Here is a 23,231-nt window from a genome sequence, read left to right on the forward strand (position 1 = left end):
CTCAAGCACTGATGCTGAGGAATGCGGGGTGTTGGGACAGGGCTTGCAAGTTGAGCTCCTGCCATTGGACTCCCTGGGAGTCCAGATACAAGGTGCCGTAGAACGGCGGCGCGTCTTCGGCGGGCGGCTCGGAGGAAACGAAGGCTTCCGTGCCGCGCAGGCCGGCCAGCCGGTCCACGAGCAAGGCGGCGTTCACGTCGAGCACCGCATTGAACGCCAGCAGGCTGGCATCGGCCAGCGTCTGTTCGTTGCGGGTGGAGGGCAGGCCCAGCAGGCCCGCCAGATCGACCACGCCGATCAGGGAGCCGCGCAGGTTGGCGACCCCTAGGAACCAGGTGTGGGTATAGGGCACGGACTGCACGCCCGCCCACGGAAAAATCTCTCCCGACTGGCCCAGCGGCAGCAGGAAACGGCGCCCGGCCGACTCGACGGCCAGCCAGGACGAAACGGATACACCCTCGCCCCGAGCCGCCTGCAGCCGGGCGGCAAGGCGGGTCTGGAGCTCTCTCAGCGCTTCACGGTTGGCCATGGACGGTGCGGCCGCTTTTAGTTCAGTGCGTCGATCTTGGCTTGCAGCTCGGCAGGATCCACCGGCTTGGTGATGTAGCCGCGAGCGCCCTGGCGCATGCCCCACACCCGGTCGGTTTCCTGGTTCTTGCTGGTGCACATGATGATCGGCACATCGGCGAACTGGGGATCGCGGGTAATGGCGCGGGTGAGCTGAAAGCCGTTTTGGCCAGGCATCACGACGTCCATGAGGATCAGATCGGGCTTTTCTTCAGCCAGGCGGCGGAAGGCTTCTTCGGCGTTTTCCGCGGTCCGGACCTGCATGCCCTTTTTTTGCAGCAAGTCGGTCAGGAACATCAACTCGGTCTTCGAGTCGTCAACGACCAGTACTTTCTGGATAGGCATTACATCGCTCCTTGTTGGGCATTACCGAACTGCTGAACGGCTTTCAGCAACTGGTCTTTGGTAAATGGTTTGGTGAGATATTCCTGGCAGCCCACCATGCGTCCACGCGCCTTGTCGAAAACGCCGTCCTTGGAGGAGAGCATGACGACGGGCGTATCGGCGAAGCGCGCATTGCGCTTGATGATGGCGCAGGTCTGGTAGCCGTCCAGCTTGGGCATCAGGATGTCGCAGAAGATCAGCTGAGGCTGGTAATCGTTGACTTTGGCCAAGGCATCGAAGCCGTCATCGGCGAGCAGCACTTCGTGGCCGCCCTGCTTGAGAAAGATTTCTGCGCTGCGGCGGATGGTGTTGCTGTCATCCACGACGAGCACCTTGAAGGATGCGCCTGTTGTAGTCAATTTCGTCACCGCTCCTGAAGGGGAAAGAACAACGCTGGCAGGAGCCGCGCCTCAGATCTGGACCATTTCGAAGTCTTCCTTGCGTGCACCACACTCTGGACAAGTCCAATTCATGGGCACTTGATCCCAGGGCGTATTGGGCGATATTCCGTCCTCAGGAGATCCCGCGGCCTCGTCATATATCCAACCGCAAATCAAGCACATCCAGGTTTTAGGGTCCGTCACAGCTTAAATGGCCTTCACATAGAATGCAACGATTGTATCCAAGCATCTCAACGGGAAGGCAGTTTCCGTGCCAACCGTTACGCTGGTGCGGCGCCATGACCACAGATTCCCCCCTCCCCCCCGAACCCACTTCCACGTCCGATGAGTCCACCGAAGACGGGGCCACGCCGGCCTGCGTCATGGTGTTCAACGCCAATGACCCGAGCGGGGCCGGCGGGCTGACGGCGGACATCGTCACCATCGCCTCCGTCGGCGGCCACCCGATCGCGATCGCCACGGGCGCCTACGTTCGCGACACGGCCGAGATATTCGACCACTACGCCTTCGACGACGAAGCGGTGGCAGAACAGGCGCGTACCGTGCTGGAGGACCTCACCGTGCAGGCCATCAAAGTCGGCTTCGTGGGCAGCCCCGAGAACCTCAGCGCCATCGCCTCGGTCGCGTCCGACTACGACGATGTGCCCCTGATCGCCTACATGCCCAACCTCTCCTGGTGGCGGGACGACCTCATCGACCAGTACCTCGACGCCTTTCAGGAACTGCTTTTGCCCCAGGCTTCGCTGTTGGTTGGAAACCACAGCACGCTGTGCCGATGGCTGTTGCCGGACTGGACCGGCAGCAAGAAGCCGTCCGCGCGCGACCTTGCCATGGCAGCGTCCGAGCTCGGAGTTCCCTACATACTTGTAACAGGCATCCCCGCGCCGGAGCAGTTCGTGGAGAACGTCCTCGCCTCCCCGCAGACCGTGCTGGGCAGCGGCAAGTTCGAACTGTTCGAAGCCACCTTCGCCGGCGCCGGCGACACGCTCTCGGCGGCCCTGACGGCGCTCGTCGCCAGCGGCAACGACCTGGGCGAGGCGACCAGCGAAGCGCTCGCCTACCTGGACCGCTGCCTGGACGCGGGCTTTCGCCCCGGCATGGGCCACATCCTTCCCGACCGCATGTTCTGGGCGCAGCCCGACGAGGACGACGAAGAGGAAGATGGCGAGCCCCTGCCCGACCCCACCGCCACCGACGGCTTCGTGATGCCACCCCATGACACCCAGCACTGATCTCAACCTCTCCCTGTTCGAACGCGCCAAGGCGCTCATTCCCGGCGGCGTCAACTCGCCCGTGAGGGCCTTCAAGGCTGTGGGCGGCACGCCGCGCTTCGTGCAGCGCGCCCAGGGCGCCTATTTCTGGGATGCCAACGGCCAGCGCTTCATCGACTACATCGGCTCCTGGGGTCCGATGATCCTGGGGCACGGCCACCCGGCCGTGCTGGAAGCGGTGCAGAAGGCCGCGCTGGAAGGCTTCAGCTTCGGCGCGCCGACCGAGCGCGAGGTCGAACTGGCCGAGGCCATCATCGGCCACGTGCCTTCGATGGAGATGATCCGCCTGGTCAGCTCGGGCACCGAAGCCGGCATGAGCGCCATCCGCCTGGCGCGCGGCGCCACGGGGCGCAGCAAGATCATCAAGTTCAACGGCTGCTACCACGGCCATGCCGATGCGCTGCTGGTCAAAGCCGGCTCGGGCCTGGCCACCTTCGGCCACGCCACGAGCGCAGGCGTGCCGGCCGAAGTGGTGCAGCACACCCTGGTGCTCGAATACAACGACATCGCGCAACTGGAAGAGGCCTTCGCCCTGCACGGCCAGGACCTGGCCTGCCTGATGATCGAACCCATCGCCGGCAACATGAACTTCGTGCGCGCCAGCGTGCCCTTCATGCAGCGCTGCCGCGAGCTGTGCACGCAATACGGTGCGCTGCTGGTGTTCGACGAAGTCATGACGGGTTTCCGCGTGGCGCTCGGCAGCGCCCAAAGCCTGTATGCGCAGAGCATTCCCGGATTCAAGCCCGACCTCACCGTGCTGGGCAAGGTGATCGGCGGGGGTATGCCTCTGGCTGCCTTCGGCGGACCGCGCGCGATCATGGAGCACCTGGCGCCGCTGGGCCCGGTCTATCAGGCCGGCACCCTGTCGGGCAACCCGGTGGCGACGGCTTGCGGGCTGGCCACGCTGCGCGAGATCGGGCGGCCGGGCTTCTATGAAGCGCTGGGCGCGCGCACGCGTTCGCTGATCGAAGGGCTGACCCAGGCCGCGCAGGCCGAGGGCGTTCCCTTCAGCGCCGACTCGGAAGGCGGCATGTTCGGCTTCTTCCTGTTGCCCGAATTGCCGCAGAACTACCCGACGGTGATGGCCACGGACGGCACGCGCTTCAACACGCTGTTCCACGGTTTGCTGGACCGCGGCGTCTACATTGCGCCCGCACTGTATGAAGCCGGCTTCGTGAGCAGCGCCCACACGGCGCAGGACATCGAAGAGACCGTGGCTGCCGCACGCGCGGTGTTCCGCACGCTCGCCGCCGGCTAAGGCCTCGCCCCTACCCCGGCGGCTCTGCCAGGACTTCCCCCGACGGCGCCCGGCGCCCGTAGCGCTTCGGGTGGCCGCAGCCGGCTTCGCGCCGCCGCACTGCGGCGCGAAGGCCGGGCGCACAGTGTTCGCGAAGCCACGCATGTTGCGTGGCATGTCCACGGCGGTTCGTTCCGCCGAGATCGCGAGCCCGCATGAGTCCCATCGACCTTCTCTCTTCCTTCAGCGCCTGGAACACGCACCGCAAGCAGGTCCAGTCCGGGTCGTCGAACGCCCCCACCTCGGGTGCCGACAGCCAGCCCTTGCAGAAGGCCATCGAATCCTTGCTACAGGGCTTTCTGGAAAAGCTCCTGAAAGAGCTGACGGGGCAGTCCAAGCCATCCGAGAGCGGCGCAAGCGGAGGCGGCGGCGGCAATTCGCCATCGCCATCCCCGTCCCCGGCGCCGTCCTCTTCCCCTTCGCCCTCTTACGCGCAGCCACCGTCCTCCCCATCCCCTGCGCCATCCCCCTCGCAGGTGCCGGCCCCGGCGCCGTCTGCCTACACACCGGCACCGCCAGCGCCCGTGCCCGCCCCCACTCCCCCCGCAACGTCTCCCACGCCACCGCCAAGCACGGGCAGCACAGCGCCCGCGCAGGCCCCGGCACCTGCATCGGCACCAGGCACGGACTCATCGTCGCCTGCCGGTGTGACCAAGCCGCCCGCAAACATGAAGGTCGGCACGCCCACGGGGGTGGAGGAGGTGAACAAGCCCATCATCGTGAAGGCGGGCACGACCTTCGACGGGCAAGGCAAGCTGTTCAACGCTGGCTCCGGACTGAACGGCGGCGGCACCGCCGAAACGCAGTTGCCGATGTTCATCCTCGAACCAGGCGCATCGATCAAGAACCTGCAGTTCAAAGGCGGGGACGGCATCCACCTGCTGGGCGATGCCAAGCTGGACAACGTGCACGGCCTGCAGACCGGCGATGACTTCGTCACCGTGGATGGCGCGGAGAACAAGGCCGTCGATGCCCAGCGCGCTGGCATCTCGGCGAAGGACCTGCCGAGCGGCCCCGCGAAGGTGGAGATCACCAACTCGTCGTTCCAGAACAGCCATGACAAGGCGATCCAGATCAACGGCGATGTGGACCTGAAGCTGAAGGGCATCTACGCGGACAACATCGGGCAGTTGGCGGTCACGAGCGGAGGTAAACCGATCACCGCGAATGTGGAGCTATCCGATTCGACGCTGCAGAACCTCAAGGCCTTCACCTTCCGCTTCGACTCCAAGCACTCCACCGCCAACATCGCCAACACCGATGTGGACGGCGGCAAGACGCCGGTGAACGTCATGGCGGGCGACCCCGGCAAGATCAAGGGCGCCGACAGCGTGCGCCAGTCGGTGCAGACGGTCGGGTAATCCACCGCACTGGAACGGCGAAGGCCCTGCCAGCGCAGGAAGGCAGGGTCTGCCTTTCCGCGCTGGCAGGGCCTTCGCGTTTCAGGAGGCTTTCGCCGCCCGGATCAGTGGCGGAAGTGGCGCACGCCGCTGAACACCATGGCCACGCCGCGCTCGTCGGCAGCGTCGATGACTTCCTGGTCGCGCATGCTGCCGCCGGGCTGGATGATGCAGGTCGCGCCCGCGTCCACCACCACGTCCAGGCCGTCGCGGAAGGGGAAGAACGCGTCGCTCGCCACCACCGTGCCGGCCAGCGACAGGTTGGCGTGCTGGGCCTTGATGCTGGCGATGCGTGCCGAGTCGAGGCGGCTCATCTGGCCTGCGCCCACGCCCATCGTCATGCCGCCCTTGCAGAACACGATCGCGTTGCTCTTCACGTACTTGGCGACCTTCCAGGCGAACAGCAGGTCTTCCATCTCTTCCAGCGTGGGCTGCTTTTGCGTGACGACCTTGATGTCGATCATCGACAGCTCATGGTTGTCGGCCGACTGCAGCAGCATGCCGGAGCCGATGCGCTTGGCGTCCATGGCATTGCGGCCGCGGTGCCAGGGCGTGTTGCCGCCCAGGGCGAACTGCGCCGCGTCCAGCGGGGCCGGCAGCGCGATCTTGAGCAGGCGCACATTGGCCTTGGCCTTAAAGACTTCCAGCGCCTCGGCGGTGAAATCGGGCGCCATCAGCACTTCGACGAACTGCTTGGCGATCTGCTGCGCCGCCGCGCCGTCCACCGGGCGGTTGAAGGCGATGATGCCGCCGAAGGCGCTCGTGGGGTCGGTCTGGAAGGCCTTGCCGTAGGCGCTCAGGGCGTCGAGGCCCACGGCCACGCCGCACGGGTTGGCGTGCTTGACGATCACGCAGGCGGGCACGTCGAAGCTCTTGACGCATTCCCACGCGGCGTCGGCGTCGGCGATGTTGTTGTACGAGAGTTCCTTGCCCTGCAGCTGCACGCCGGTGACGATGGAGCCGGGCGCGGGGTACAGGTCGCGGTACAGCGCGGCCTGCTGGTGGCCGTTCTCGCCGTAGCGCAGGTCCTGCACCTTGGTGAAGATGCCGTTGCTCTGGCCGGGGAAGGCGGCGCGCGCGGGCACGTAGTCTTCGGCCAGCTTCTCGGCCTCGAACGTGACGGACGAGAGGTAGTCGCTGATGGCGCCGTCGTACTGGGCGATGCGGTTGAACGCCGCCACCGACAGCCCGAAGCGCAGGGCGTCGGACAGCTTGCCCGAAGCCTTCAACTCGCCCAGCACGCTGTCGTACTGCGACGCATCGGTCACCACGCCCACGTCCTTCCAGTTCTTGGCGGCGCTGCGCACCATGGCTGGGCCGCCGATGTCGATGTTCTCGATCGCGTCGGCCAGCGTGCAGCCGGCCTTGGCCACGGTGGCTTCGAAGGGATAGAGGTTCACCACCAGCAGGTCGATGGTGTCGATGCCGTGCTCCTTGAGCGCCGCCATGTGCTCGGGCAGTTCGCGGCGGGCCAGCAGGCCGCCGTGCACCTTGGGGTGCAGCGTCTTCACGCGGCCGTCCAGCATCTCGGGGAACTGCGTGACCTCGGCCACCTCGGTCACGGGCAGGCCGGCCTTGGCCAGCAGCTGGGCGGTGCCGCCGGTGGACAGTAGCCGGATGCCCAGCGCGTGCAGGGCCTGGGCGAATTCAACGATGCCGGTCTTGTCGGAGACGGAGAGAAGTGCGTTCATGGGGAGGTCGGGTTTGGATGAAATCGGGCCACAGCGCAATATTCACTAGGGCAGTGCGCTATTAAAAATATAGCAAAAGGCCATCAGAGCAGCTTGTGCTCCACCAGCTTCTTGCGCAGCGTATTGCGGTTCAGCCCCAGCCATTCTGCGGCGCGGGACTGGTTGTTCTCGGCGTGGCTCATGACCACCTCCAGCAGAGGCTTTTCGACCACGCGCACGAGCATCTCGTACATGCCGTCCGGCGTTTCGCCCCCCAAGTCGCGAAAGTATCCCTGCAGGCTCTCCCGCACGCACTCTTCGATGTGTTTCTTGCTCATGCCGCCAGGCCTTCCTGCTCTTCGCTGGGGTCTGCGTCCGCCGGGTAGGCGACGGGCGGCAACCGGTCCATCTGCTGCGCGATCGCATCCAGATAGCCGGCCACCGCGTGCCACTGTTCGGAGCAGTCCTCGATGGTGTTGATGTGTTGTCTGAAAGCTTCGCCGCCGGGCAGCGCCCGCAGGTACCAGGCGATGTGCTTGCGCGCGCTGCGCAGCCCGGTCGATTCTCCGTACAGGCGGTAGTGGTCCTGCAGGTGGTCCAGCAGCAGGCGCCGCACCTCGGCCACCAGCGGCGGCGCCAGGTGCTCGCCCGTGGCAAGGTAATGCGCGATCTCGCGGAAGATCCACGGCCGGCCCTGCGCCGCGCGCCCGATCATCACCGCGTCGGCGCCCGTGGCGGCCAGCACGGCATTCGCCTTCTCGGGCGAGGTGATGTCGCCGTTGGCCACCACCGGCACGCGCACCGCGGCCTTCACGGCGGCGATGGTGTCGTACTCGGCATGGCCACGATAGCCCTGCTCGCGGGTGCGGCCGTGCACGGTGAGCATCTGGATGCCCACGCTCTCGAACACCCGGGCCAGGGCCACGGCGTTCCTGTGGTCCTGGCTCCAGCCGGTGCGCATCTTGAGGGTGACCGGCACGTTGCGCGGCGCGCAGGCATCGACCACGGCCTGGGCGATCTCGATGGCCAGCGGCTCGTTCTGCATCAGGGCGGAGCCCGCCCATTTGTTGCAGACCTTCTTGGCCGGGCAGCCCATGTTGATGTCGATGATCTGGGCGCCCCGGTCCACGTTGTAAAGCGCGGCCTCGGCCATCATCGCGGCGTCGGTGCCAGCGATCTGCACGGCGATGGGCCCGGGCTCGCCCTCGTGGTTGGCGCGGCGCGAGGTCTTGAGGCTGTTCCACAGGTCCTTGCGCGAGGTGACCATCTCGCTCACCGCGTAGCCCGCCCCCAGCGCCTTGCACAACTGGCGGAACGGCCGGTCCGTGACGCCCGCCATCGGGGCGACGAACAGGCGGTTCGCCAGGGGAATGTGGCCGATGTGCATGGGAAGGGGGTGGCAGCGCGTGCTGAAAAAGGAGGCAGGATTGTAGCTGCTCAAAATTTCAGCAAATGAAAAGTCCGTTCGCTGGCGAAACGCAGGCGCCACGGGTCCGGCGGCCGGGCGAATCCCTGCCGCCGTATCGTCATCGCCTCGCCGCACCCCCGCTTGCCACGGTCAGCGCACGGCGCGGCGGTCGCGGGCCATGTGCTGCAGGTAGGCGACCAGATCGTCCAGGTCGCGCTCGCTCAGCATGCCGGGCGTGAAGGCCGGCATCGACTGTCCAGGCCACTGCCGCACGCTGGCGGGGTTGCGCACCAGTTGGCGCAGCGCCTGCGGCTGGAAATACTCCACAGGGCTCATCGGCAGATTGAGGTCGGGTCCCAGGCGCGCTTCGCCGCCGCCGTTCATCGTGTGGCAGACGAAACACTGCGCCACGAACACCGCCTGCCCGCGCCGCCGCGCATCGGCAGCAGGCACCTCGGGCGCGACGGCGATCTGCGGCCAGCGCTGGTCCGGCGCCTGTCGCACCTGCAGCCGTGCCACGGCATAGGGCCACTGCTCACTGCGCACGCCCTCGGCCACGGGCCAGACGATGTAGAACGGCCCGGGCCCCGCGCCCGCCGCCTTGCCCGGCAGCGCAGGCCATGGCGCCCCCGCCGGCTCGACCGCCAGCCAGGGCTGGTCCGGCCCCTGGCGCAGCACCAGCGCGCCGGGCAGCTGCGCCACAAAGCCGTCCAGCGCCACCGCCTCCAGCGTTTCGCTGGCCGTCAGGCCCAGGCCGTTCAGGACCACCGCCATCGGCACGGCGCGGTAGCGCATGGGGCGGTGGTACGCGACATCCGCCGGCACATCGATCTCGCGGGCCGCCGGGTGGCGCAGCAGGGTCTCGGTGTCGATCTGGCGCGAGCCGCCCGGCCCCTCCAGTTGCAAAACCGCCGCCTGCGCCCATCCACCCAGGCAGCCGGCAAGCCCCAGGGTGAGCCAGGCCAGGGCACGCCGCAGGCCCGGCAGCGGCGGGGAGACAGAAACAGACCTGAAAGCAATGGCGACAAAGACGCTGAACGAACGCATGGGGAACCCTCCTGTTTTTGATGGCTTTGAAGGCGGCGCCGCAGGCCTCGGCACCCGGCCGCCGCACCATGGAATCGTACGGCGCGCAGGCGTCCGTCCGACAGCGGGGGCTTGCGACCCTCCCCTACACTGCGGCTCAGTTATGGAAATCTGGATGAACCACCTCATGGACCTGCTGGCGCTGCCCCAGTACGGCCTCAGCACCGTCTTCATGGTGTCGTTCATCTCCGCCACTTTGCTGCCGCTGGGCTCCGAGCCCGCGGTGTTCGGCCTCATCAAGCTCAACCCGGAACTCTTCTGGCCCGCCGTGCTGGTGGCCACCGCCGGCAACACGCTGGGCGGTGCGGTGAGCTGGTGGATGGGGTTCGGCGCGCACAAAGCGGTGGACCGCGCCCGCGGCGAACACTCCAACCCCCGTGCCCTCGCCTGGCTGCAGCGCTTCGGCGCCAAAGCCTGTCTTCTGAGCTGGCTGCCCGTAGTGGGCGACCCGCTGTGCGCCGTGGCCGGCTGGCTCAAGCTGCCGTTCTGGCCCTGCGTGGCCTACATGGCCGTCGGCAAATTCGCCCGCTACCTGACCATGACGGCGGGGCTGCTGTACCTGTGGCCCGAGGCGGGGCGCTGATTTCTTTTGCTATTTAATTAATAGCAATACACCCTAGTGGGATATGCGCTGGAGGCCTATTTCACTCATACCCGCTTCACGACCGACGCTCCAGGCGCTGGCCCCGGCCACGCAGGGATAGGCGCATCGCCACGGGCTGGCGCTCGGCCAGCGGGTCGATGAACGGCAGCGTCTCTTTCGTGCGGCCCCCGTTGGCCGGGCCCGCGCATTGGAAGTGCGAGATCAATGCGGTGGCAGGTCGGCCGCTGCGGGCTCACCAGCCGCCGGACCGAAAGCATCTGCCCCATCAGCCGGCGCATCGGCCTTGTTGCGCAGCACGCCGTTGACCTCGGCCCCGAAGATCAGCGTGGTGGCGCTGATGTACAGAAACACCAGCGTGGCCACCACCCCGGCGAAACTGCCGTAGACGAGCGCCAGCTTGCCCGCGCTGCGCAGCGTGTACGACAGCGTGGCGGCTGCCCCCACCCACATGCCCGCGCCCACGATGGCGCCCGGCACCACGGTGCGCAGCCGCTGGCGCAGATCGGGCAGCCAGCCGTAGAGCAACGCATACAGCACCGTCAGCACCACGAACGCCGACCCGTAGCGCACGCTGTTGCGCAGCCAGGGCACCTCTTCGCCCACGCCCACGTTGTTCTCCAGAAGCTGCCACACGTACGGCATGACGATCACCGAACTGAAGGCCGCGAGAATGCCGCCGCCCACCACCACGGTGAACACCGTGACCTTGATGCGCGCCTTCCAGAACGGCAGGCCGCGCTCGATGCCGTAAGAGCGGTTCAGCGCGGTCCGCACCGCCTGCATGCCCGACGACGCCGTCCATAGCGTGACGAGAAAACCGATCGCGAGCAGCGCCTGGTTGCGCTGCGACAGCACCTGTTCGATGACGGGCTGCATCGCATCGCGCACGACCTGGGGTGCGTACTCCATCACCCGCTGGGCCAGCGCCGCGGCATCGCCCGGCTCGCCCACATAGGCTGCGGTGGCCGACAGCAGGATCAGCAGCGGGAACATCGCGAGGACGGACGAGAACGCCATGCTCCCGGCCTGATTGGCGCTCTGATGCAGGATGTAGTTGCGAATCGCCAGCGCGATGACGGGCAGGCCGGGAATGGACCAGGCTAACTTCTGCGCGCGCCGCCAGACAGCCAGGGGATTCACGCGGGGGTCCAGCACTGCAGCATCTTCGTTTGGCCTGTCGGAGGGGGGTGGATTCAAATCTTAATATCCTCCAAGTCCGATGCGCTGGCTGTAGGACTCAAGGAGCAGCGGTACAGGGATGCACCTTTGGCGAATAGTCCCCTGCGTACGCCATCCAACGCGGCGATTAAAATTCCGCAAAACGGAAAGAAAAATTGAGCCTGAGTGCTCACGCAACGTAGGCATAACGTGAATACCGCTAAGAATTTAAAGCGATTCTTTAGTGCGTGGGTTTTTGCGGGGAATCGCTAGCAGGGAAAGTGCAAGCGCACGGGGCAGCGGATACCTGCCGAAGCAGGAGTACCTAAGTCACAAAAACCGCTCGACGAGGTTTGCAGGCACCCAGCGTGCGATCTGCTCCCGCTGCAGCGAAACTCATTGGCGCTCTTTTATCTATATGGAGGAGTAAAGAATTATTTTGTATTGAAGACCCAAATGCTCAAGTTCACACTTGCAGTCTCAGTACATTTTTCAAGTATCCTGACCATGTCATGTGCTCTGGCCTTTGGCCCGACACGCATCGCTAGTCTTCCAAGCGCGCTGCTCTTTAATCTGACAGCGGACGCGTGCGGTGCTTAGCCAGATCCACTATTTACTGACCAAGAAGTTTCAATGAGCCAAGACATGCTTCCAATGCCAGCTACTGATCAGGCCGATCTAGTCGAAGCGCAGATTGCAGAATTGCAAAAGGAGACTGATTACGAGATACGTGAATGGCCCATTGAGGTGCTCGTGGAAAAATTTACTAATGGTCGTGACAACGATACCTCTGAAATATTTATCCCCGACTACCAGCGCGAAATGGTTTGGAGCGCGAAGCAACAGTCACGTTTTATCGAATCCATTCTGATTCGCTTGCCGGTGCCCTTCATCTTTGCCGCTGACGTGGGCACGGGCGACCGAGAAGGCGCGCTCGAAATTATTGATGGCTCCCAACGGTTACGTACGTTAGATCACTTCCTCAACGATAAGCTGCGCCTAGTTGGCCTACAGCGCCTGACAAACGCTCTTGGCATGCGCTTCTCAGATTTGGCTAGACCCCGGCAGCTTCGGTTTAAGCGCTCCACCATTCGAGTCATTGAACTAACTGAGAAGGCTGACGAGCAAGCGCGCCGCGAGATGTTTGATCGCCTCAATTCTGGGGGCACAAAGCTTACGAGTATGGAGACACGCCGCGGTGTGGAAGATGGGCCTTTCATGGCGTTTATCACTGAATGCGCTCGGACGGCGCTATTTAAGGAAATGGTTAAGCTGAGTGATCGCAATGCAAGTCGGAAGGAGCATGAAGAGTTTGCGCTGCGCTATTTCGCATACGCCAACAACTACCTCAATTTCCGCAAAAGTGTCGTCGATTTTTTGGACGAATACCTCAAGGACGGAAACGAACACGCCACTACGGAAATTTTGGGCACTTTGGCTGCAGAGTTACAGCAGACCCTGGAATTCGTAAAGCAGCACTTTCCATGCGGCTTCAAGCGAGAGGGCCACACAACTGTGCCCCGCATCCGTTTCGAGGCCATTGCGGTGGGAGTGACTTTGGCCCTACGCGAACAGCCTGATCTACAACCGGCTCCGGTCAATACGTGGCTGGATAGCAAAGAATTCATCCAGCACACGCGCTCGGACGCAAGTAACTCTCGGCCTAAGCTGCGAAACCGCATCCACTATGTGCGAGATCATCTTTTGGGGCGCACCGTGCAGTTAGATCCCGAAACTGAATTGGTCGAAAATAGCGCTAATGCTGACGCGCATGAGGAAGATGAACTACAGCAACAACAAGGCCTGTTCACATGACCCAGCTAGTAGCTACTACGATGGATCTATTACGCACCCGTGGCAGAGAAATGCTTTCCTACCTAGCGTTTCTTGAGCTAGCAGTGGAGAACGACGCGCACATTACCGCTTACAACGGTCAACGCAAATTGGCGCTCGACAAGCCTCTAACCCATGTGTTAAAGGCAAATGTATCCTTGCTTCTATACAGTGCTATGGAAGCCAGCACCGTGTCTTTGCTAGACGAGATGCATGATGCTATTGGAAAAAACTGCGGAGGTGCGGATCTGCTGAATGATCAACTATTTCTATTGGTCGCTCGGAGGTTCAAAGGACACAAGACGGACATAACTAAAGACAACACGCGAAGACCATTGCATGAGCACCTTTTTAAGACGTGGATCACTGACTGGAATGATCGAAGCCAACGCGAAAAGCGTCAAATCGGTTTCTCAGGAGGCGTTGACGGGCTTGAAATATTCAACCAATTGCAACGATTTGGTGTTTTTCCACCAGAAGTAAGCAAGCCACCGACCCGTCTGACGCATAAGGCTCTGCAACACACCCGAGCTCGCCGCAACCGGCTTGCACATGGAGAAATTAGTTTTGAGGATTTAGGCCAAACGTTAGCACTCGCATCCCTTCGCTCGGAGGTACGTGCTGTTTTCCGGACGCTTCGCCGTGTTATTTTGGAGGTCGATGCCTTCTTACACCAAAGACTCTATCTAGCTGTACCCTTATCCGCAGTAGCACTACCAACGACAGCCTGATGAAGCGAATGCGCAACGGCTTCACCTAGCTTGGGCGGTACGGCATTACCAATTAGACGCGCTAACGTTTTAATAGACATGCCTTCTCCTTCCTTCACAAAGCGATAGTCGTTCGGAAAAGACTGGAAGATGGCAGCTTCGCGCAACGTGATCCCACGGTGCTGCTGTGGATGACCAAAACGGCCGTTACCGTACCCGTTACACAAAGTGGTCATGGTTGGTGCCGGGCGGTCCCACTCCATACGACCATAAACGCCGGCTGAATGTTTACCACTTTCGCGTTTATGACATTCAGCAACCAACTCTTGTGGCCAATCGCGCCAAGTGCCGCCCGGCTTAGAAGCTTGGATACGCTGGCGGTTAAGGGGCGACAGAGCAGAAGCGACGTGCAGCGGGTCATGCCCGCACTTCTGACCATCGCTAAGCTTGGGCAAGTGACCCACCGCCTGCCGCACCGTGACCCATTGATCCGCCCCATTGTGCGTGGGTTTAGGCATGGTTACTGGTCCGAGCCGTGAGGCCACAAGAACAAGCCGCTTGCGTTGCTGCGGCGCGCCGTAATCAGCAGCATTCAATACGCCATAGGCAACACTATATTTACCCCGCTTGAGCGCACTTAAAAAAGCCTTGAAAGGCGCCGTACCCTTGAGTCGAGGTACGTTTTCCATCGTGACAAGATCGGGCGCACATTCGTCTACTAACCTGGCGAATTCTTTGAGCAGCCGCCACTTTGCTTTGTCGACTGTCGCCGTATTGGCATAAGTAGAAAACGGCTGGCATGGCGCACAGCCCGCCAAAAGCCTTACAGCCCCAGCAGACCACAACCCGTTGAGCTGCTCGCCTTTGAGCGTTCCCACATCTATTTCCACAAACTTCGCGCCTGGATGGTTAGCTGTGTAAGGATACTCACAAGCAGGGTCTATATCAAAGCCAGCCACCACGCGAACTCCTTGGGAAGAGAGACCCCATGAGAGACCGCCAACTCCACAGAAGAGGTCAATAGCCTCAATCAGTGGAGAAGCGACCGGAGACGAAACAATAGGCTGAGTAATCATTTTGCAAACGATAAAAAACACTCTCTCAGGCTTCGACCCACGCGATGTTGGTTCTATAGAGATCTGAATTGAGTGACTCACACGAGTTTTCTCAAAACTCAGTCAAGTACCATGCGCTCCCGGTTATGCCACATATGAGGGCCCTGAACGCCCATGCGCACTGGCGGGCAGTTTTCTATACCTTCAATGGAATAACCAAGGCCGACAGACATAGTGAACCCAACAACTTTTCCTTTTTAAACGTTAAACAAGAAGTTCATCACGTCGCCATCCTTGACGACGTATTCCTTGCCTTCGGCGCGCATCTTGCCCGCGTCCTTGGCGCCCTGCTCGCCCTTGAAGGCGATGAAGTCTTCGAAGGCGATCGTCTGCGCACGGATGAAGCCGCGCTCGAAGTCGCCGTGGATCACGCCCGCGGCCTGGGGTGCGGTGTCGCCCACGTGGATGGTCCAGGCGCGCACTTCCTTCACGCCGGCGGTGAAGTAGGTCTGCAGACCGAGCAGGTTGAAGCCGGCGCGGATCAAACGGTTCAGGCCCGGTTCGGCCTGGCCCATCTCGGCCAGGAACATGTCGCGGTCCTCGTCGCTCATCTCGGACATTTCGGCTTCCATCTTGGCGCAGATGGCCACGACGGGTGCGTTCTGGGCGGCGGCGTATTCCTTGAGGCGGTCCAGCAGCGGGTTGTTCTCGAAGCCGTCATCGCTCACGTTGCCCACGAACATGGCGGGCTTGGCGGTGATCAGGCAAAAGGGCTTGAGCAGCGGGGCGTCTTCCTTGCTCAGGGCCACGGTGCGTGCGGGCTTGCCCTGGTCGAGCGCGGCCTGGATGGGCGTGAGGATCGACACCAGCTTGGCGGCTTCCTTGTCGTTGCCCGACTTGGCGGCCTTGCTGTAGCGGTTCAGCGCCTTTTCCACCGTGGCGAGGTCGGCCAGGCACAGCTCGGTCTGGATGACTTCGATGTCGGAGATCGGGTCCACGCGGCCGGCCACGTGGATGACGTTGTCGTCCTCGAAGCAGCGCACCACGTTCACGATGGCGTCCGTCTCGCGGATGTGCGCGAGGAACTGGTTGCCCAGGCCTTCGCCCTGGCTGGCGCCGGCCACGAGGCCCGCGATGTCCACGAACTCGACGATGGCTGGCACGATGCGCTCGGGCGTGATGATGTCGGCGAGCTGCTGCAGGCGGGGATCGGGCACTTCCACCACGCCCGTGTTGGGCTCGATGGTGCAGAACGGGTAGTTCTCGGCGGCAATGCCGGCCTTGGTCAGCGCGTTGAAGAGGGTGGACTTGCCCACATTGGGCAGGCCCACGATGCCGCATTTCAGGCTCATGGCAGGGCTTTCAGGTGTTCGGGAGACAAACCCGCGATTTTACGGGGTGGGCCGGGGGATGGGGAGGCATGGCCTTGCAAGCCCTGCCCGGCAGGGGCCGATCATTCGAAGCGCAGGTCGGCGGCGATGGGCTGGCCCACCCGCAGCACGCGGCCGGCGCCCTCGCGCACGATGGCGTTCATGCCGAAGGTGATGGCGCCGCCCAGGCGCCGGTCGTGGCGGTAGGTGCGCAGCATGGTGCTCACCTCCGGGCTGCTCGCAGCCGTCGCCGGGTCGATGTCCGGAATGGGGCAGCGCGCGCAGGGCTTGGTGGGCTGCAGGTGCACTTCTTCGCCGTCCCCCGTGCCGATGTAGAGCCGGTCGATGCGGTCCTCGTCATGGGCATGCAGTCCGCCGACCACGATGTTGGGGCGAAAGCGTTCCATGCCCACGGCCGCCTGGCCGGCGGCCAGCAGGCGCTCGTTCAGCCCGTCGAGCGAGGCCTCGCTGGCCAGCAGCAGCGGAAAGCCGTCGGAGAACAGATTGGGAACATCGAGGCCGTCGGTCCACTTCGGGCTGGACAGCCGGCGGTGCTCGGGGTCGAACCGCACCATGCGGCAGGGCTGGCCCAGAAAGTCGGTGAACCACTGGGCCGCCAGCGGGCCCATGTCCCAGGCGGGCACGGTGTCGTCCCACACCTGCACGGTGGCCGGCCCCTCGACCTGGTCGATCGCCACGTGCAGCGCCAGCATGCCCGGTGCGCGCAGCACCATTTCGTGCACCTTGAGTTGGGGCCGCACCAGGGCCATGCGGGGCAGCGCGCGCTGGGTGAGAAATTGCCCGTCGGCATCGACGACCATCCAGGCGCGGTCCAGGTCGAGCCCGGCGTCGGTCAGCAGCGCTTCGCGCACTTCGATGCCGGCGCAGGATTTGACGGGGTGGACGAACAGGCGCGAGATGGTGCCGGCAAGGTCGTGGTCGGGGCGAAAGGTCACGGGAAAAGGCTCCAGGGGCACGGGCGCGAAACCCGCCGGTGAAAGCGGGATTGTGCCCGCCCGCCCGGCCTCGGCCGGCTCCTACAATGCCCGGCATGGCGCAAACCTTTGATGTATGTATCCGTGGCGCTGGCGTCGTGGGCCGCACCCTCGCCCTGCTGCTGGCGCGCGAGCGGCTCCGCGTGGCGCTGGTCGGCACCCCTTCTTCCCTGTCGGCCGACGTGCGCGCCTATGCGCTGAACGCCGCCTCGCGCGGGCTGCTCGAATCCGTGCGCAGCTGGCCCGACGCCGCCCACGCTACCGCCGTGCGGCAGATGCAGGTGCATGGCGACCAGGGTGGCGAAGTGACGTTCGACGCCGCCCGCCAGGGCACCGAGGCCCTGGCCTGGATCGTGGACGTGCCCGCGCTGGAAGCCCGACTGGCCGATGCCCTGCGCTTTCAGCCGCAGGCCGAGTGGGTGGACGCCCCCGTGCCCGCCGCCCTCACCGTGGTGTGCGAGGGCCGTGCCAGCCGCACGCGCGAGGAATTCGGGGTGGACTTCGCCACCATGCCCTACGGCCAGCACGCGGTGGCCACCCGGCTGCAATGCGAACGGCCCCACGGCCAGGTGGCGCGCCAGTGGTTTCTGCCGGACGGCATCCTGGCTTTTCTGCCGCTGGGCGGCGCCGAAGGGAACTCCGTCGCGGTCGTCTGGTCAGTCTCGCAGGACCAGGCGCAGCGACTGACGGCCATCGACACCACCGAATTCGAGCAACAGATCCAGCAAGCCAGCCAGAACACCCTCGGCACCGTGCAATTGAGCGCGGACCGCACGGCCTGGCCGCTGCAGCAAGCCCGGGCGGACCGCTGGTGCGGCCCGATGTCGCCGCCCAGTGGCGCTGCCACGGCCGCACGCAGCTGGGTGCTGGCCGGCGATGCGGCGCACAACGTGCATCCGCTGGCCGGCCAGGGCCTGAACCTGGGCCTGGGCGACGCGCAGGCGCTGGCCCGTGTGTTGAACGGGCGTGACTACTGGCGCGGCGTGGGAGACCTGCGGCTGCTGCGCCAATACGAGCGCGAACGCAAGGCCGCCCTGCTGCCCATGGGCTGGACGATGGACGGGCTGCAGCAGCTTTTCTCGCGCAACGAAGGGCCTTTGACGGCGCTGCGCAACTGGGGCATGAGGGGTTTCGAGCACAGCGGCCCGATCAAGGACTGGGTGACGCGCCAGGCCATGGGCCGGGTCTAGAGGGATGGATCGAAGGGCCGCAAGGCAAGACGCTGGCGACTGCCGCAACGGATCGAACAACGAATTGAAGAACGAAAGAATCGCCATGAAACTGCTTTCCTCCGTGCTGGCCGCCGCCGCGCTCACCCTTTCCCTGGGCGCCTTCGCCCAGGAAACGGTCATCCGCAAATCCCTGTCCGAGCGCATTCCCCAGCTGGAGAAGATCGACGAGGTGCGCAGCACGCCCATGCAGGGCCTGTACGAAGTGCGCATCGGCACCGACCTGTTCTACACCGACGCCAAGGGCAACTACCTGATCCAGGGCGAGTTGATCGATACCAAGGCCCGCCGCAACCTGACCGAAGACCGCATCAACAAGCTCACGGCGGTGGACTTCGACGCGCTGCCTTTCAAGGATGCCTTCACCATCGTGCGGGGCAACGGCAAGCGCAAGATCGCGGTGTTCGAAGACCCCAACTGCGGCTACTGCAAGCGCTTCGAAAAAGACCTGCAGAACGTGGACAACGTCACCGTGTACATGTTCCTGTACCCCATCCTGAGCCCCGATTCGGCCGAGAAATCTCGCAACATCTGGTGCGCCAAGGACCGCGTGGTCGCCTGGCAGGACCAGATGGTCCGCGACAAGCCGGCGCCCTCGGCCAGTTGCGACACGGCGGCCGTGCAGCGCAACCTGGCCTTCGGCAAGAAGCACAAGATCACCGGCACCCCGACGATCATCTTCGCCGACGGGTCCCGCGTGCCGGGAGCGATCAACGCGCAAGAGGTCGAAAAGCGCATGTCCGACGCCGGCGGCTCCGGCAACTGAGCCCCCGGGTGCGCGGCGGCGGCTGCCGCTGCCGCTGCGCACAGAACCTTTCCTTTTCTCTGACCGGCCAGGCGGCGCGGTGCATGCGCTGCCCCCGGCCGCCCATCGACCACCAGCGCCCGCACCATGCCCGTCCTTCGCAACGCTTCACCCGCCGTCCACTACCGCGTCGAGCCCACCCAGCCGCACGCCCACCTTTTCAGCGTGACGCTGACGGTGGCCAAGCCCGCGGCGCAGCAGCAGCTGTCGCTGCCGGTGTGGATTCCTGGCAGCTACCTCGTGCGCGAATTCGCCAAGAACCTGCAGAACCTGCGCGCGCAGCAGGACGGCAAGGACGTGCCGCTCGCCCAACTGGACAAATGCCGCTGGGAAGCCCAATGCCGCAAGACCCAGCCGCTGGTGCTGACCTATGAGGTCTGCGCCTACGACACCTCGGTGCGCACCGCCTTCCTCGACGCCACGCGCGGCTTCTTCAACGGCACGAGCGTGTGCCTGCGCGTGCACGGCCAGGAAGACGCCCGCCACGACCTCGAAGTGGTGAGCACGCCCGCCGTGGCGCGCTGGTCGGTCGCCACCGGGCTCACCGCCGAGAAAACCACGCGTGCGGGCTTTGGCACCTACACCGCCGAGCACTACGACGAACTGGTGGACTGCCCGGTGGAGATGGGGCCGTTCTGGAGCATCCGCTTCACGGCCTGCGGCGTGCCGCACCGGCTGGTGGTGTCGGGCGCTGCGCCCTCGTTCGATGGCAACCGGCTGGTCGCCGACATTCGCCGCATCTGCGAGGAAGGCATTCGCTTCTGGCACGGCAGCGGCAAGCCGCCCTACCAGAACTACCTCTTCTTGCTGAACGTGGTGGACGACGGCTACGGGGGCCTGGAACACCGCAACTCCACCGCGCTGATCTGCGGGCGGCGCGACCTGCCGCGCATCGGCCAGGCCCGGGCGCCCGAGGGCTACAACACGCTGCTCGGGCTGGTGAGCCACGAGCACTTCCACACCTGGAACGTCAAGCGGCTGCGCCCGGCGGAGTTCGCACGCTACGACTACACGCAGGAGAACCACACCCGGCTGCTGTGGTTCTTCGAAGGCTTCACCAGCTACTACGACGACCTGCTGCTGCGCCGCGCCGGCATGATCGACAACGCCACGTACCTGCGGCTGCTCACCAAGACCATCAACCAGGTGCTGCAGACGCCCGGCCGCCGCGTGCAGTCGGTGGCCCAGGCCAGCTTCGACGCCTGGGTCAAGTACTACCGCCAGGACGAGAACACGCCCAACAGCACGGTGAGCTACTACACCAAGGGTTCGCTGGTGGCCCTGTGCCTGGACCTGGCCCTGCGCCGCGAAGGCCAGACCACGCTGGACGATGTGATGCGCGGCCTGTGGGAGCGCTGCGCCGCCGGCCCGATGTCCGAGGCCGACCTGCTCGCCACGGTCCAGGCGCTGGCGGGCCGCTCGTTCGCGGACGAGATCGCGCAATGGGCGCACGGCACCGACGACCTGCCGCTGGCCGAACTGCTGGCGGCCAACGGCGTCACCCTGCAGGACGAGCCCGCGCAACTGGCCCAGCGCCTGGGCGTGCGGGTGGCCGAAGGCTCGGGCCTGCAGATCAAGGTGGTGCTGCGGGGCGGACTGGCCGAGCAAGCCGGCTTCGCCGCGGGCGACGAATGGGTGGGGGTCGAGGTGCAGGGCGAAGCCTGGCGCGTGCAACGGCTGGACGACGTGCCGCTGTATGCCGGCGTCGAGCCCCACGTGACCGCGCTGGTGGCCCGGGACCGCAAGCTGCTCAAGCTGGCCCTGGAGCTACCCAACCCAGGGCGCACGGGCGCTGGACATGAGATCGACACCGTGGGCCTGTCGGTGGCCGATGCGGCCCTGGCGAACCGCTGGCTGGACGGCACCACGGCCCAGCCGGAACGGTAAAAGCCCGGGCGCGGGCGCGGAAGGCCTTGGGTATAGTCTGCCGATCACCAACGATCAACGGAGACACCCCTTGGCCTACGAAGTCATCGAGGTCCGCACCGAGGCGGACAAGGTCGGCATCATCACGCTGAACCGGCCCAAGCAACTGAACGCGCTGAACGATCAGCTGATGAACGAACTGGGGGAGGCGCTGCAGGCCTTCGATGCGGACGAGAAGATCGGCTGCGTCATCATCACCGGCAGCGAAAAGGCCTTTGCCGCGGGCGCGGACATCGGCGCCATGGCGAACTACAGCTTCGCCGATGCCTACAAGGGCGACTACATCACGCGCAACTGGGAGCGCATCCGTTCCATCCGCAAGCCGGTGATCGCCGCCGTGAGCGGCTTCGCCCTGGGCGGCGGCTGCGAACTGGCCATGATGTGCGACTTCATCATCGCGGCCGACAACGCCAAATTCGGCCAGCCCGAAATCAAGCTGGGCGTCATCCCCGGCGCCGGCGGCACGCAGCGCCTGCCGCGCGCGGTGGGCAAGTCCAAGGCCATGGACATGGCCCTGACCGGCCGCATGATGGACGCCGCCGAAGCCGAGCGCGCCGGGCTGGTCAGCCGCGTCGTGCCGTTCCCGCAGCTCATGGACGAAGCCCTGGGCGCCGCGCTGCAGATCAGCGACTTCTCGCGGATCGCCGTGATGGCGGCCAAGGAATCGGTCAACCGCGCGTTCGAGAGCGGGCTCTCGGACGGCGTGATGTTCGAGCGCCGCCTGTTTCACGCCCTGTTCGCCACCAGCGACCAGAAGGAAGGCATGGACGCCTTCGTGAACAAGCGCAAGGCGAGCTTCACGCACCGCTGAACAAGCCACAAGGCGCATTGCACCCGCCCGCAGTTGCCCTTGCGTCGGCCTCCAGAAAACGCCGCCCTGTGCGGCGTTTTTCGTTGCTGGTCCGGCGGCGGCTATCGCGCCCTGGCGGCTGGCCGGGCTTTCGGCGTCACCTGGCGGGGTGCCTTTGGCTTTGGGGATGCTTTCGCCGCGCCAGCCTTCGCAGGCACAGCCTTTGACAGCATTGCCGCCCCGCCATCGGCGCGGCTGCGGCTCCGGCCCCTCCCGGGCGCCGTGGGATGCGCCAGCCCCACGGACCAATGCGCCGGGTCGGCGAAACGCTCCACCAGAAAATCCAGCATCGCACGCAGCGCGGGCGGCACTTGCCGGCGCGAGGCATACACGCCGTGCACGCCCAGGGCGCGCGGCGCATAGCCCGGCAGCAGCGCTGTAAGACGTCCCTGCGCGATGAGCGGCGCGGCGGAATAGATCGGCTGCAGCGTCACGCCCGCGCCGTGCAGCGCGGCGGCCAGCAGCACCTGCGATTCGTTGGCGCTCAGGTTGCCGCCCACCGGCACCGCGATGCGCTCGCCCCGGTGCGTGAACTCCCACAGGCTGCGGCCGAAGTACGAATACGTCAGGCAGTTGTGCGTGGCCAGGTCCTGCGCGCGGCGCGGCGTGCCGTGCGCGGCCAGGTAGGCCGGCGCCGCGCACACCACCGAAGCGCATTCTCCCAGCGGCCGGGCGATGAGATTGGGGTCCAGCTCGTTGCTGATGCGCACGGCCAGGTCGATGCGCTCTTGCACCAGGTTGACCGGGCGCGCATCGATGTGCAGGTCCACCGCCACCAGCGGATGGCGGCGCAGGAACTCGGCCACCGCCGACGACAGCACGTCCTGCGCGAGCGATTGCGAACTCGCCATGCGCAGCAGGCCGCGCGGCACCTCGGCCTCATCCCCCACGGGCACGGCCATTTCGCCGGCCAGCTCCAGCAATTGCCGGCAGCGGGCCAGGGCCTGCTCGCCCGCGGCGGTGAGGCTCAGGCGCCGCGTGGTGCGGTGCAAAAGCCGCGCCCCGGCCCAGGCCTCCATCTGCGCGAGGTAGCGCGTGACCATGGCGCGCGACATGTCCAGCGAATCGGCGGCGGCCGTCATGCTGCCGCGCTCGGCAATGCGGACGAAGACATCGGCGGCGGTGAGGCGGTCCATTGAATTTGATCGATTCGTGCAACAAATCATTGCATCGTAAGGGGTTTTTTGATCGATCGGGGCAACCTACGATGCG

The 23,231-nt window shown here is 64.9% G+C and carries 23 protein-coding genes and 1 pseudogene; 10 read left to right on the plus strand and 14 right to left on the minus strand.

Going from position 1 to position 23,231, the window contains the following annotated elements; all coding sequences use genetic code 11:
• Nucleotide 1: 1 nt before the first annotated feature.
• From BLT03_RS06995 to BLT03_RS07010, 4 genes are read right to left on the minus strand one after another with little or no spacing between them, the layout of a single operon-like run.
• Nucleotides 2-529 carry a chemotaxis protein CheW gene (locus tag BLT03_RS06995; protein WP_092741672.1) on the minus strand — a complete coding sequence of 176 codons (528 nt, stop codon included), beginning with the start codon at nt 527-529 and terminating at the stop codon, nt 2-4.
• Between the two features lie 17 nt (nt 530-546).
• On the minus strand, nt 547-912 hold the full coding sequence (locus tag BLT03_RS07000) for a response regulator (RefSeq protein WP_092741674.1): 366 nt from the start codon (nt 910-912) through the stop codon (nt 547-549).
• On the minus strand, nt 912-1,310 hold the full coding sequence (locus BLT03_RS07005) for a response regulator (protein ID WP_092741676.1): 399 nt from the start codon (nt 1,308-1,310) through the stop codon (nt 912-914). The genes BLT03_RS07000 and BLT03_RS07005 overlap by 1 nt, the downstream gene beginning before the upstream one ends.
• A gap of 51 nt (nt 1,311-1,361) precedes the next feature.
• Complete coding sequence (locus BLT03_RS07010; RefSeq protein ID WP_092741678.1) at nt 1,362-1,535, minus strand: rubredoxin; 174 nt, start codon at nt 1,533-1,535, stop codon at nt 1,362-1,364.
• Between the two features lie 95 nt (nt 1,536-1,630).
• Between BLT03_RS07010 and thiD the strand changes: the two genes are divergently transcribed.
• The 3 genes from thiD to BLT03_RS24785 all read left to right on the plus strand — a co-directional run bounded on the left by thiD (nt 1,631) and on the right by BLT03_RS24785 (nt 5,281).
• Nucleotides 1,631-2,584: a bifunctional hydroxymethylpyrimidine kinase/phosphomethylpyrimidine kinase gene (gene thiD / locus BLT03_RS07015; RefSeq protein WP_092741680.1), complete on the plus strand. Its 954-nt coding sequence runs from the start codon at nt 1,631-1,633 to the stop codon at nt 2,582-2,584.
• Nucleotides 2,568-3,881 carry a glutamate-1-semialdehyde 2,1-aminomutase gene (hemL, locus tag BLT03_RS07020; RefSeq protein ID WP_092741682.1) on the plus strand — a complete coding sequence of 438 codons (1,314 nt, stop codon included), beginning with the start codon at nt 2,568-2,570 and terminating at the stop codon, nt 3,879-3,881. Before thiD ends, hemL begins: the two co-directional genes overlap by 17 nt.
• Nucleotides 3,882-4,075: 194 nt before the next feature.
• Nucleotides 4,076-5,281: a pectate lyase gene (locus tag BLT03_RS24785; protein WP_245711269.1), complete on the plus strand. Its 1,206-nt coding sequence runs from the start codon at nt 4,076-4,078 to the stop codon at nt 5,279-5,281.
• A 104-nt stretch (nt 5,282-5,385) separates the two neighbouring features.
• On the opposite strand, the gene purH is transcribed toward BLT03_RS24785, so the two are convergent.
• The 4 genes from purH to BLT03_RS07050 form a co-directional block, all read right to left on the minus strand.
• Nucleotides 5,386-7,011, minus strand: coding sequence for a bifunctional phosphoribosylaminoimidazolecarboxamide formyltransferase/IMP cyclohydrolase (purH, locus tag BLT03_RS07035; RefSeq protein ID WP_092741686.1), 1,626 nt, complete (start codon nt 7,009-7,011; stop codon nt 5,386-5,388).
• Nucleotides 7,012-7,094: 83 nt separating this feature from the next.
• Nucleotides 7,095-7,328 (minus strand): Fis family transcriptional regulator, encoded by a 234-nt coding sequence (locus BLT03_RS07040; protein ID WP_092741688.1) that lies wholly within the window; start codon nt 7,326-7,328, stop codon nt 7,095-7,097.
• The gene (dusB, locus tag BLT03_RS07045) at nt 7,325-8,377 is read right to left on the minus strand and encodes a tRNA dihydrouridine synthase DusB (protein ID WP_092742023.1); all 1,053 of its coding nucleotides are present in this window, start codon (nt 8,375-8,377) and stop codon (nt 7,325-7,327) included. The genes BLT03_RS07040 and dusB overlap by 4 nt, the downstream gene beginning before the upstream one ends.
• 171 nt (nt 8,378-8,548) lie before the next feature.
• Nucleotides 8,549-9,445, minus strand: a complete 897-nt coding sequence (locus tag BLT03_RS07050) for a c-type cytochrome (RefSeq protein WP_092741690.1) — start codon at nt 9,443-9,445, stop codon at nt 8,549-8,551.
• 142 nt (nt 9,446-9,587) lie between these two features.
• On the opposite strand from BLT03_RS07050, the gene BLT03_RS07055 reads away from it, so the two are divergent.
• A complete protein-coding gene (locus BLT03_RS07055) occupies nt 9,588-10,067 on the plus strand; it encodes a YqaA family protein (RefSeq protein ID WP_092741692.1) in 480 nt (159 codons plus the stop codon).
• Between the two features lie 76 nt (nt 10,068-10,143).
• Here the strand turns inward: BLT03_RS07055 and BLT03_RS24425 are convergent, their stop codons facing one another.
• Both BLT03_RS24425 and BLT03_RS07060 read right to left on the minus strand, forming a co-directional pair.
• The gene (locus BLT03_RS24425; protein WP_175537687.1) at nt 10,144-10,293 is read right to left on the minus strand and encodes a hypothetical protein; all 150 of its coding nucleotides are present in this window, start codon (nt 10,291-10,293) and stop codon (nt 10,144-10,146) included.
• Nucleotides 10,290-11,228, minus strand: coding sequence for a YihY/virulence factor BrkB family protein (locus BLT03_RS07060; protein ID WP_139160342.1), 939 nt, complete (start codon nt 11,226-11,228; stop codon nt 10,290-10,292). The genes BLT03_RS24425 and BLT03_RS07060 overlap by 4 nt, the downstream gene beginning before the upstream one ends.
• A 651-nt stretch (nt 11,229-11,879) precedes the next feature.
• Between BLT03_RS07060 and BLT03_RS07065 the strand changes: the two genes are divergently transcribed.
• Nucleotides 11,880-13,061 carry a DUF262 domain-containing protein gene (locus tag BLT03_RS07065; RefSeq protein ID WP_092741697.1) on the plus strand — a complete coding sequence of 394 codons (1,182 nt, stop codon included), beginning with the start codon at nt 11,880-11,882 and terminating at the stop codon, nt 13,059-13,061.
• Entirely contained in the window at nt 13,058-13,810 is a 753-nt protein-coding gene (locus BLT03_RS23820) for a hypothetical protein (RefSeq protein ID WP_139160343.1), read from the plus strand. The genes BLT03_RS07065 and BLT03_RS23820 overlap by 4 nt, the downstream gene beginning before the upstream one ends.
• Here BLT03_RS23820 and BLT03_RS07070 read toward each other — a convergent pair.
• The 3 genes from BLT03_RS07070 to BLT03_RS07080 all read right to left on the minus strand — a co-directional run bounded on the left by BLT03_RS07070 (nt 13,762) and on the right by BLT03_RS07080 (nt 17,170).
• Nucleotides 13,762-14,865, minus strand: a complete 1,104-nt coding sequence (locus BLT03_RS07070) for a DNA cytosine methyltransferase (RefSeq protein WP_092741699.1) — start codon at nt 14,863-14,865, stop codon at nt 13,762-13,764. The two genes, BLT03_RS23820 and BLT03_RS07070, sit on opposite strands and share 49 nt — an antisense overlap.
• 236 nt (nt 14,866-15,101) lie before the next feature.
• Complete coding sequence (gene ychF / locus BLT03_RS07075; RefSeq protein ID WP_092741701.1) at nt 15,102-16,196, minus strand: redox-regulated ATPase YchF; 1,095 nt, start codon at nt 16,194-16,196, stop codon at nt 15,102-15,104.
• A gap of 101 nt (nt 16,197-16,297) precedes the next feature.
• Nucleotides 16,298-17,170: an MOSC domain-containing protein gene (locus tag BLT03_RS07080; RefSeq protein WP_092742025.1), complete on the minus strand. Its 873-nt coding sequence runs from the start codon at nt 17,168-17,170 to the stop codon at nt 16,298-16,300.
• Between the two features lie 95 nt (nt 17,171-17,265).
• On the opposite strand from BLT03_RS07080, the gene BLT03_RS07085 reads away from it, so the two are divergent.
• The 4 genes from BLT03_RS07085 to BLT03_RS07100 all read left to right on the plus strand — a co-directional run bounded on the left by BLT03_RS07085 (nt 17,266) and on the right by BLT03_RS07100 (nt 21,980).
• A complete protein-coding gene (locus BLT03_RS07085) occupies nt 17,266-18,399 on the plus strand; it encodes an FAD-dependent monooxygenase (RefSeq protein ID WP_092742027.1) in 1,134 nt (377 codons plus the stop codon).
• An 85-nt stretch (nt 18,400-18,484) separates the two neighbouring features.
• A complete protein-coding gene (locus BLT03_RS07090) occupies nt 18,485-19,204 on the plus strand; it encodes a DsbC family protein (protein ID WP_092741703.1) in 720 nt (239 codons plus the stop codon).
• A 126-nt stretch (nt 19,205-19,330) separates the two neighbouring features.
• On the plus strand, nt 19,331-21,130 hold the full coding sequence (locus BLT03_RS07095; protein WP_092741705.1) for a M61 family metallopeptidase: 1,800 nt from the start codon (nt 19,331-19,333) through the stop codon (nt 21,128-21,130).
• Between the two features lie 70 nt (nt 21,131-21,200).
• On the plus strand, nt 21,201-21,980 hold the full coding sequence (locus BLT03_RS07100; RefSeq protein WP_092741707.1) for an enoyl-CoA hydratase: 780 nt from the start codon (nt 21,201-21,203) through the stop codon (nt 21,978-21,980).
• A 302-nt stretch (nt 21,981-22,282) separates the two neighbouring features.
• Here BLT03_RS07100 and BLT03_RS07105 read toward each other — a convergent pair.
• Nucleotides 22,283-23,155: pseudogene (locus BLT03_RS07105) on the minus strand (LysR family transcriptional regulator); the annotation flags it as partial.
• Nucleotides 23,156-23,231 lie beyond the last annotated feature (76 nt).

The organism is Paracidovorax valerianellae (assembly GCF_900102625.1).
Classification (GTDB): Bacteria; Pseudomonadota; Gammaproteobacteria; order Burkholderiales; family Burkholderiaceae_C; genus Paracidovorax; species Paracidovorax valerianellae.

Excerpts from the sequence above, each read along its gene's own strand:
- BLT03_RS06995 (WP_092741672.1), bottom strand. The coding sequence starts at position 529 with ATGGCCAACCGTGAAGCGCTGAGAGAGCTCCAGACCCGCCTTGCCGCC.
- BLT03_RS07000 (WP_092741674.1), bottom strand. The coding sequence starts at position 912 with ATGCCTATCCAGAAAGTACTGGTCGTTGACGACTCGAAGACCGAGTTG.
- thiD (WP_092741680.1), top strand. The coding sequence starts at position 1,631 with ATGACCACAGATTCCCCCCTCCCCCCCGAACCCACTTCCACGTCCGAT.
- hemL (WP_092741682.1), top strand. The coding sequence starts at position 2,568 with ATGACACCCAGCACTGATCTCAACCTCTCCCTGTTCGAACGCGCCAAG.
- BLT03_RS24785 (WP_245711269.1), top strand. The coding sequence starts at position 4,076 with ATGAGTCCCATCGACCTTCTCTCTTCCTTCAGCGCCTGGAACACGCAC.
- purH (WP_092741686.1), bottom strand. The coding sequence starts at position 7,011 with ATGAACGCACTTCTCTCCGTCTCCGACAAGACCGGCATCGTTGAATTC.
- BLT03_RS07040 (WP_092741688.1), bottom strand. The coding sequence starts at position 7,328 with ATGAGCAAGAAACACATCGAAGAGTGCGTGCGGGAGAGCCTGCAGGGA.
- dusB (WP_092742023.1), bottom strand. The coding sequence starts at position 8,377 with ATGCACATCGGCCACATTCCCCTGGCGAACCGCCTGTTCGTCGCCCCG.
- BLT03_RS07050 (WP_092741690.1), bottom strand. The coding sequence starts at position 9,445 with ATGCGTTCGTTCAGCGTCTTTGTCGCCATTGCTTTCAGGTCTGTTTCT.
- BLT03_RS07055 (WP_092741692.1), top strand. The coding sequence starts at position 9,588 with ATGGAAATCTGGATGAACCACCTCATGGACCTGCTGGCGCTGCCCCAG.
- BLT03_RS07065 (WP_092741697.1), top strand. The coding sequence starts at position 11,880 with ATGAGCCAAGACATGCTTCCAATGCCAGCTACTGATCAGGCCGATCTA.
- BLT03_RS23820 (WP_139160343.1), top strand. The coding sequence starts at position 13,058 with ATGACCCAGCTAGTAGCTACTACGATGGATCTATTACGCACCCGTGGC.
- BLT03_RS07070 (WP_092741699.1), bottom strand. The coding sequence starts at position 14,865 with ATGATTACTCAGCCTATTGTTTCGTCTCCGGTCGCTTCTCCACTGATT.
- ychF (WP_092741701.1), bottom strand. The coding sequence starts at position 16,196 with ATGAGCCTGAAATGCGGCATCGTGGGCCTGCCCAATGTGGGCAAGTCC.
- BLT03_RS07085 (WP_092742027.1), top strand. The coding sequence starts at position 17,266 with ATGGCGCAAACCTTTGATGTATGTATCCGTGGCGCTGGCGTCGTGGGC.
- BLT03_RS07090 (WP_092741703.1), top strand. The coding sequence starts at position 18,485 with ATGAAACTGCTTTCCTCCGTGCTGGCCGCCGCCGCGCTCACCCTTTCC.
- BLT03_RS07095 (WP_092741705.1), top strand. The coding sequence starts at position 19,331 with ATGCCCGTCCTTCGCAACGCTTCACCCGCCGTCCACTACCGCGTCGAG.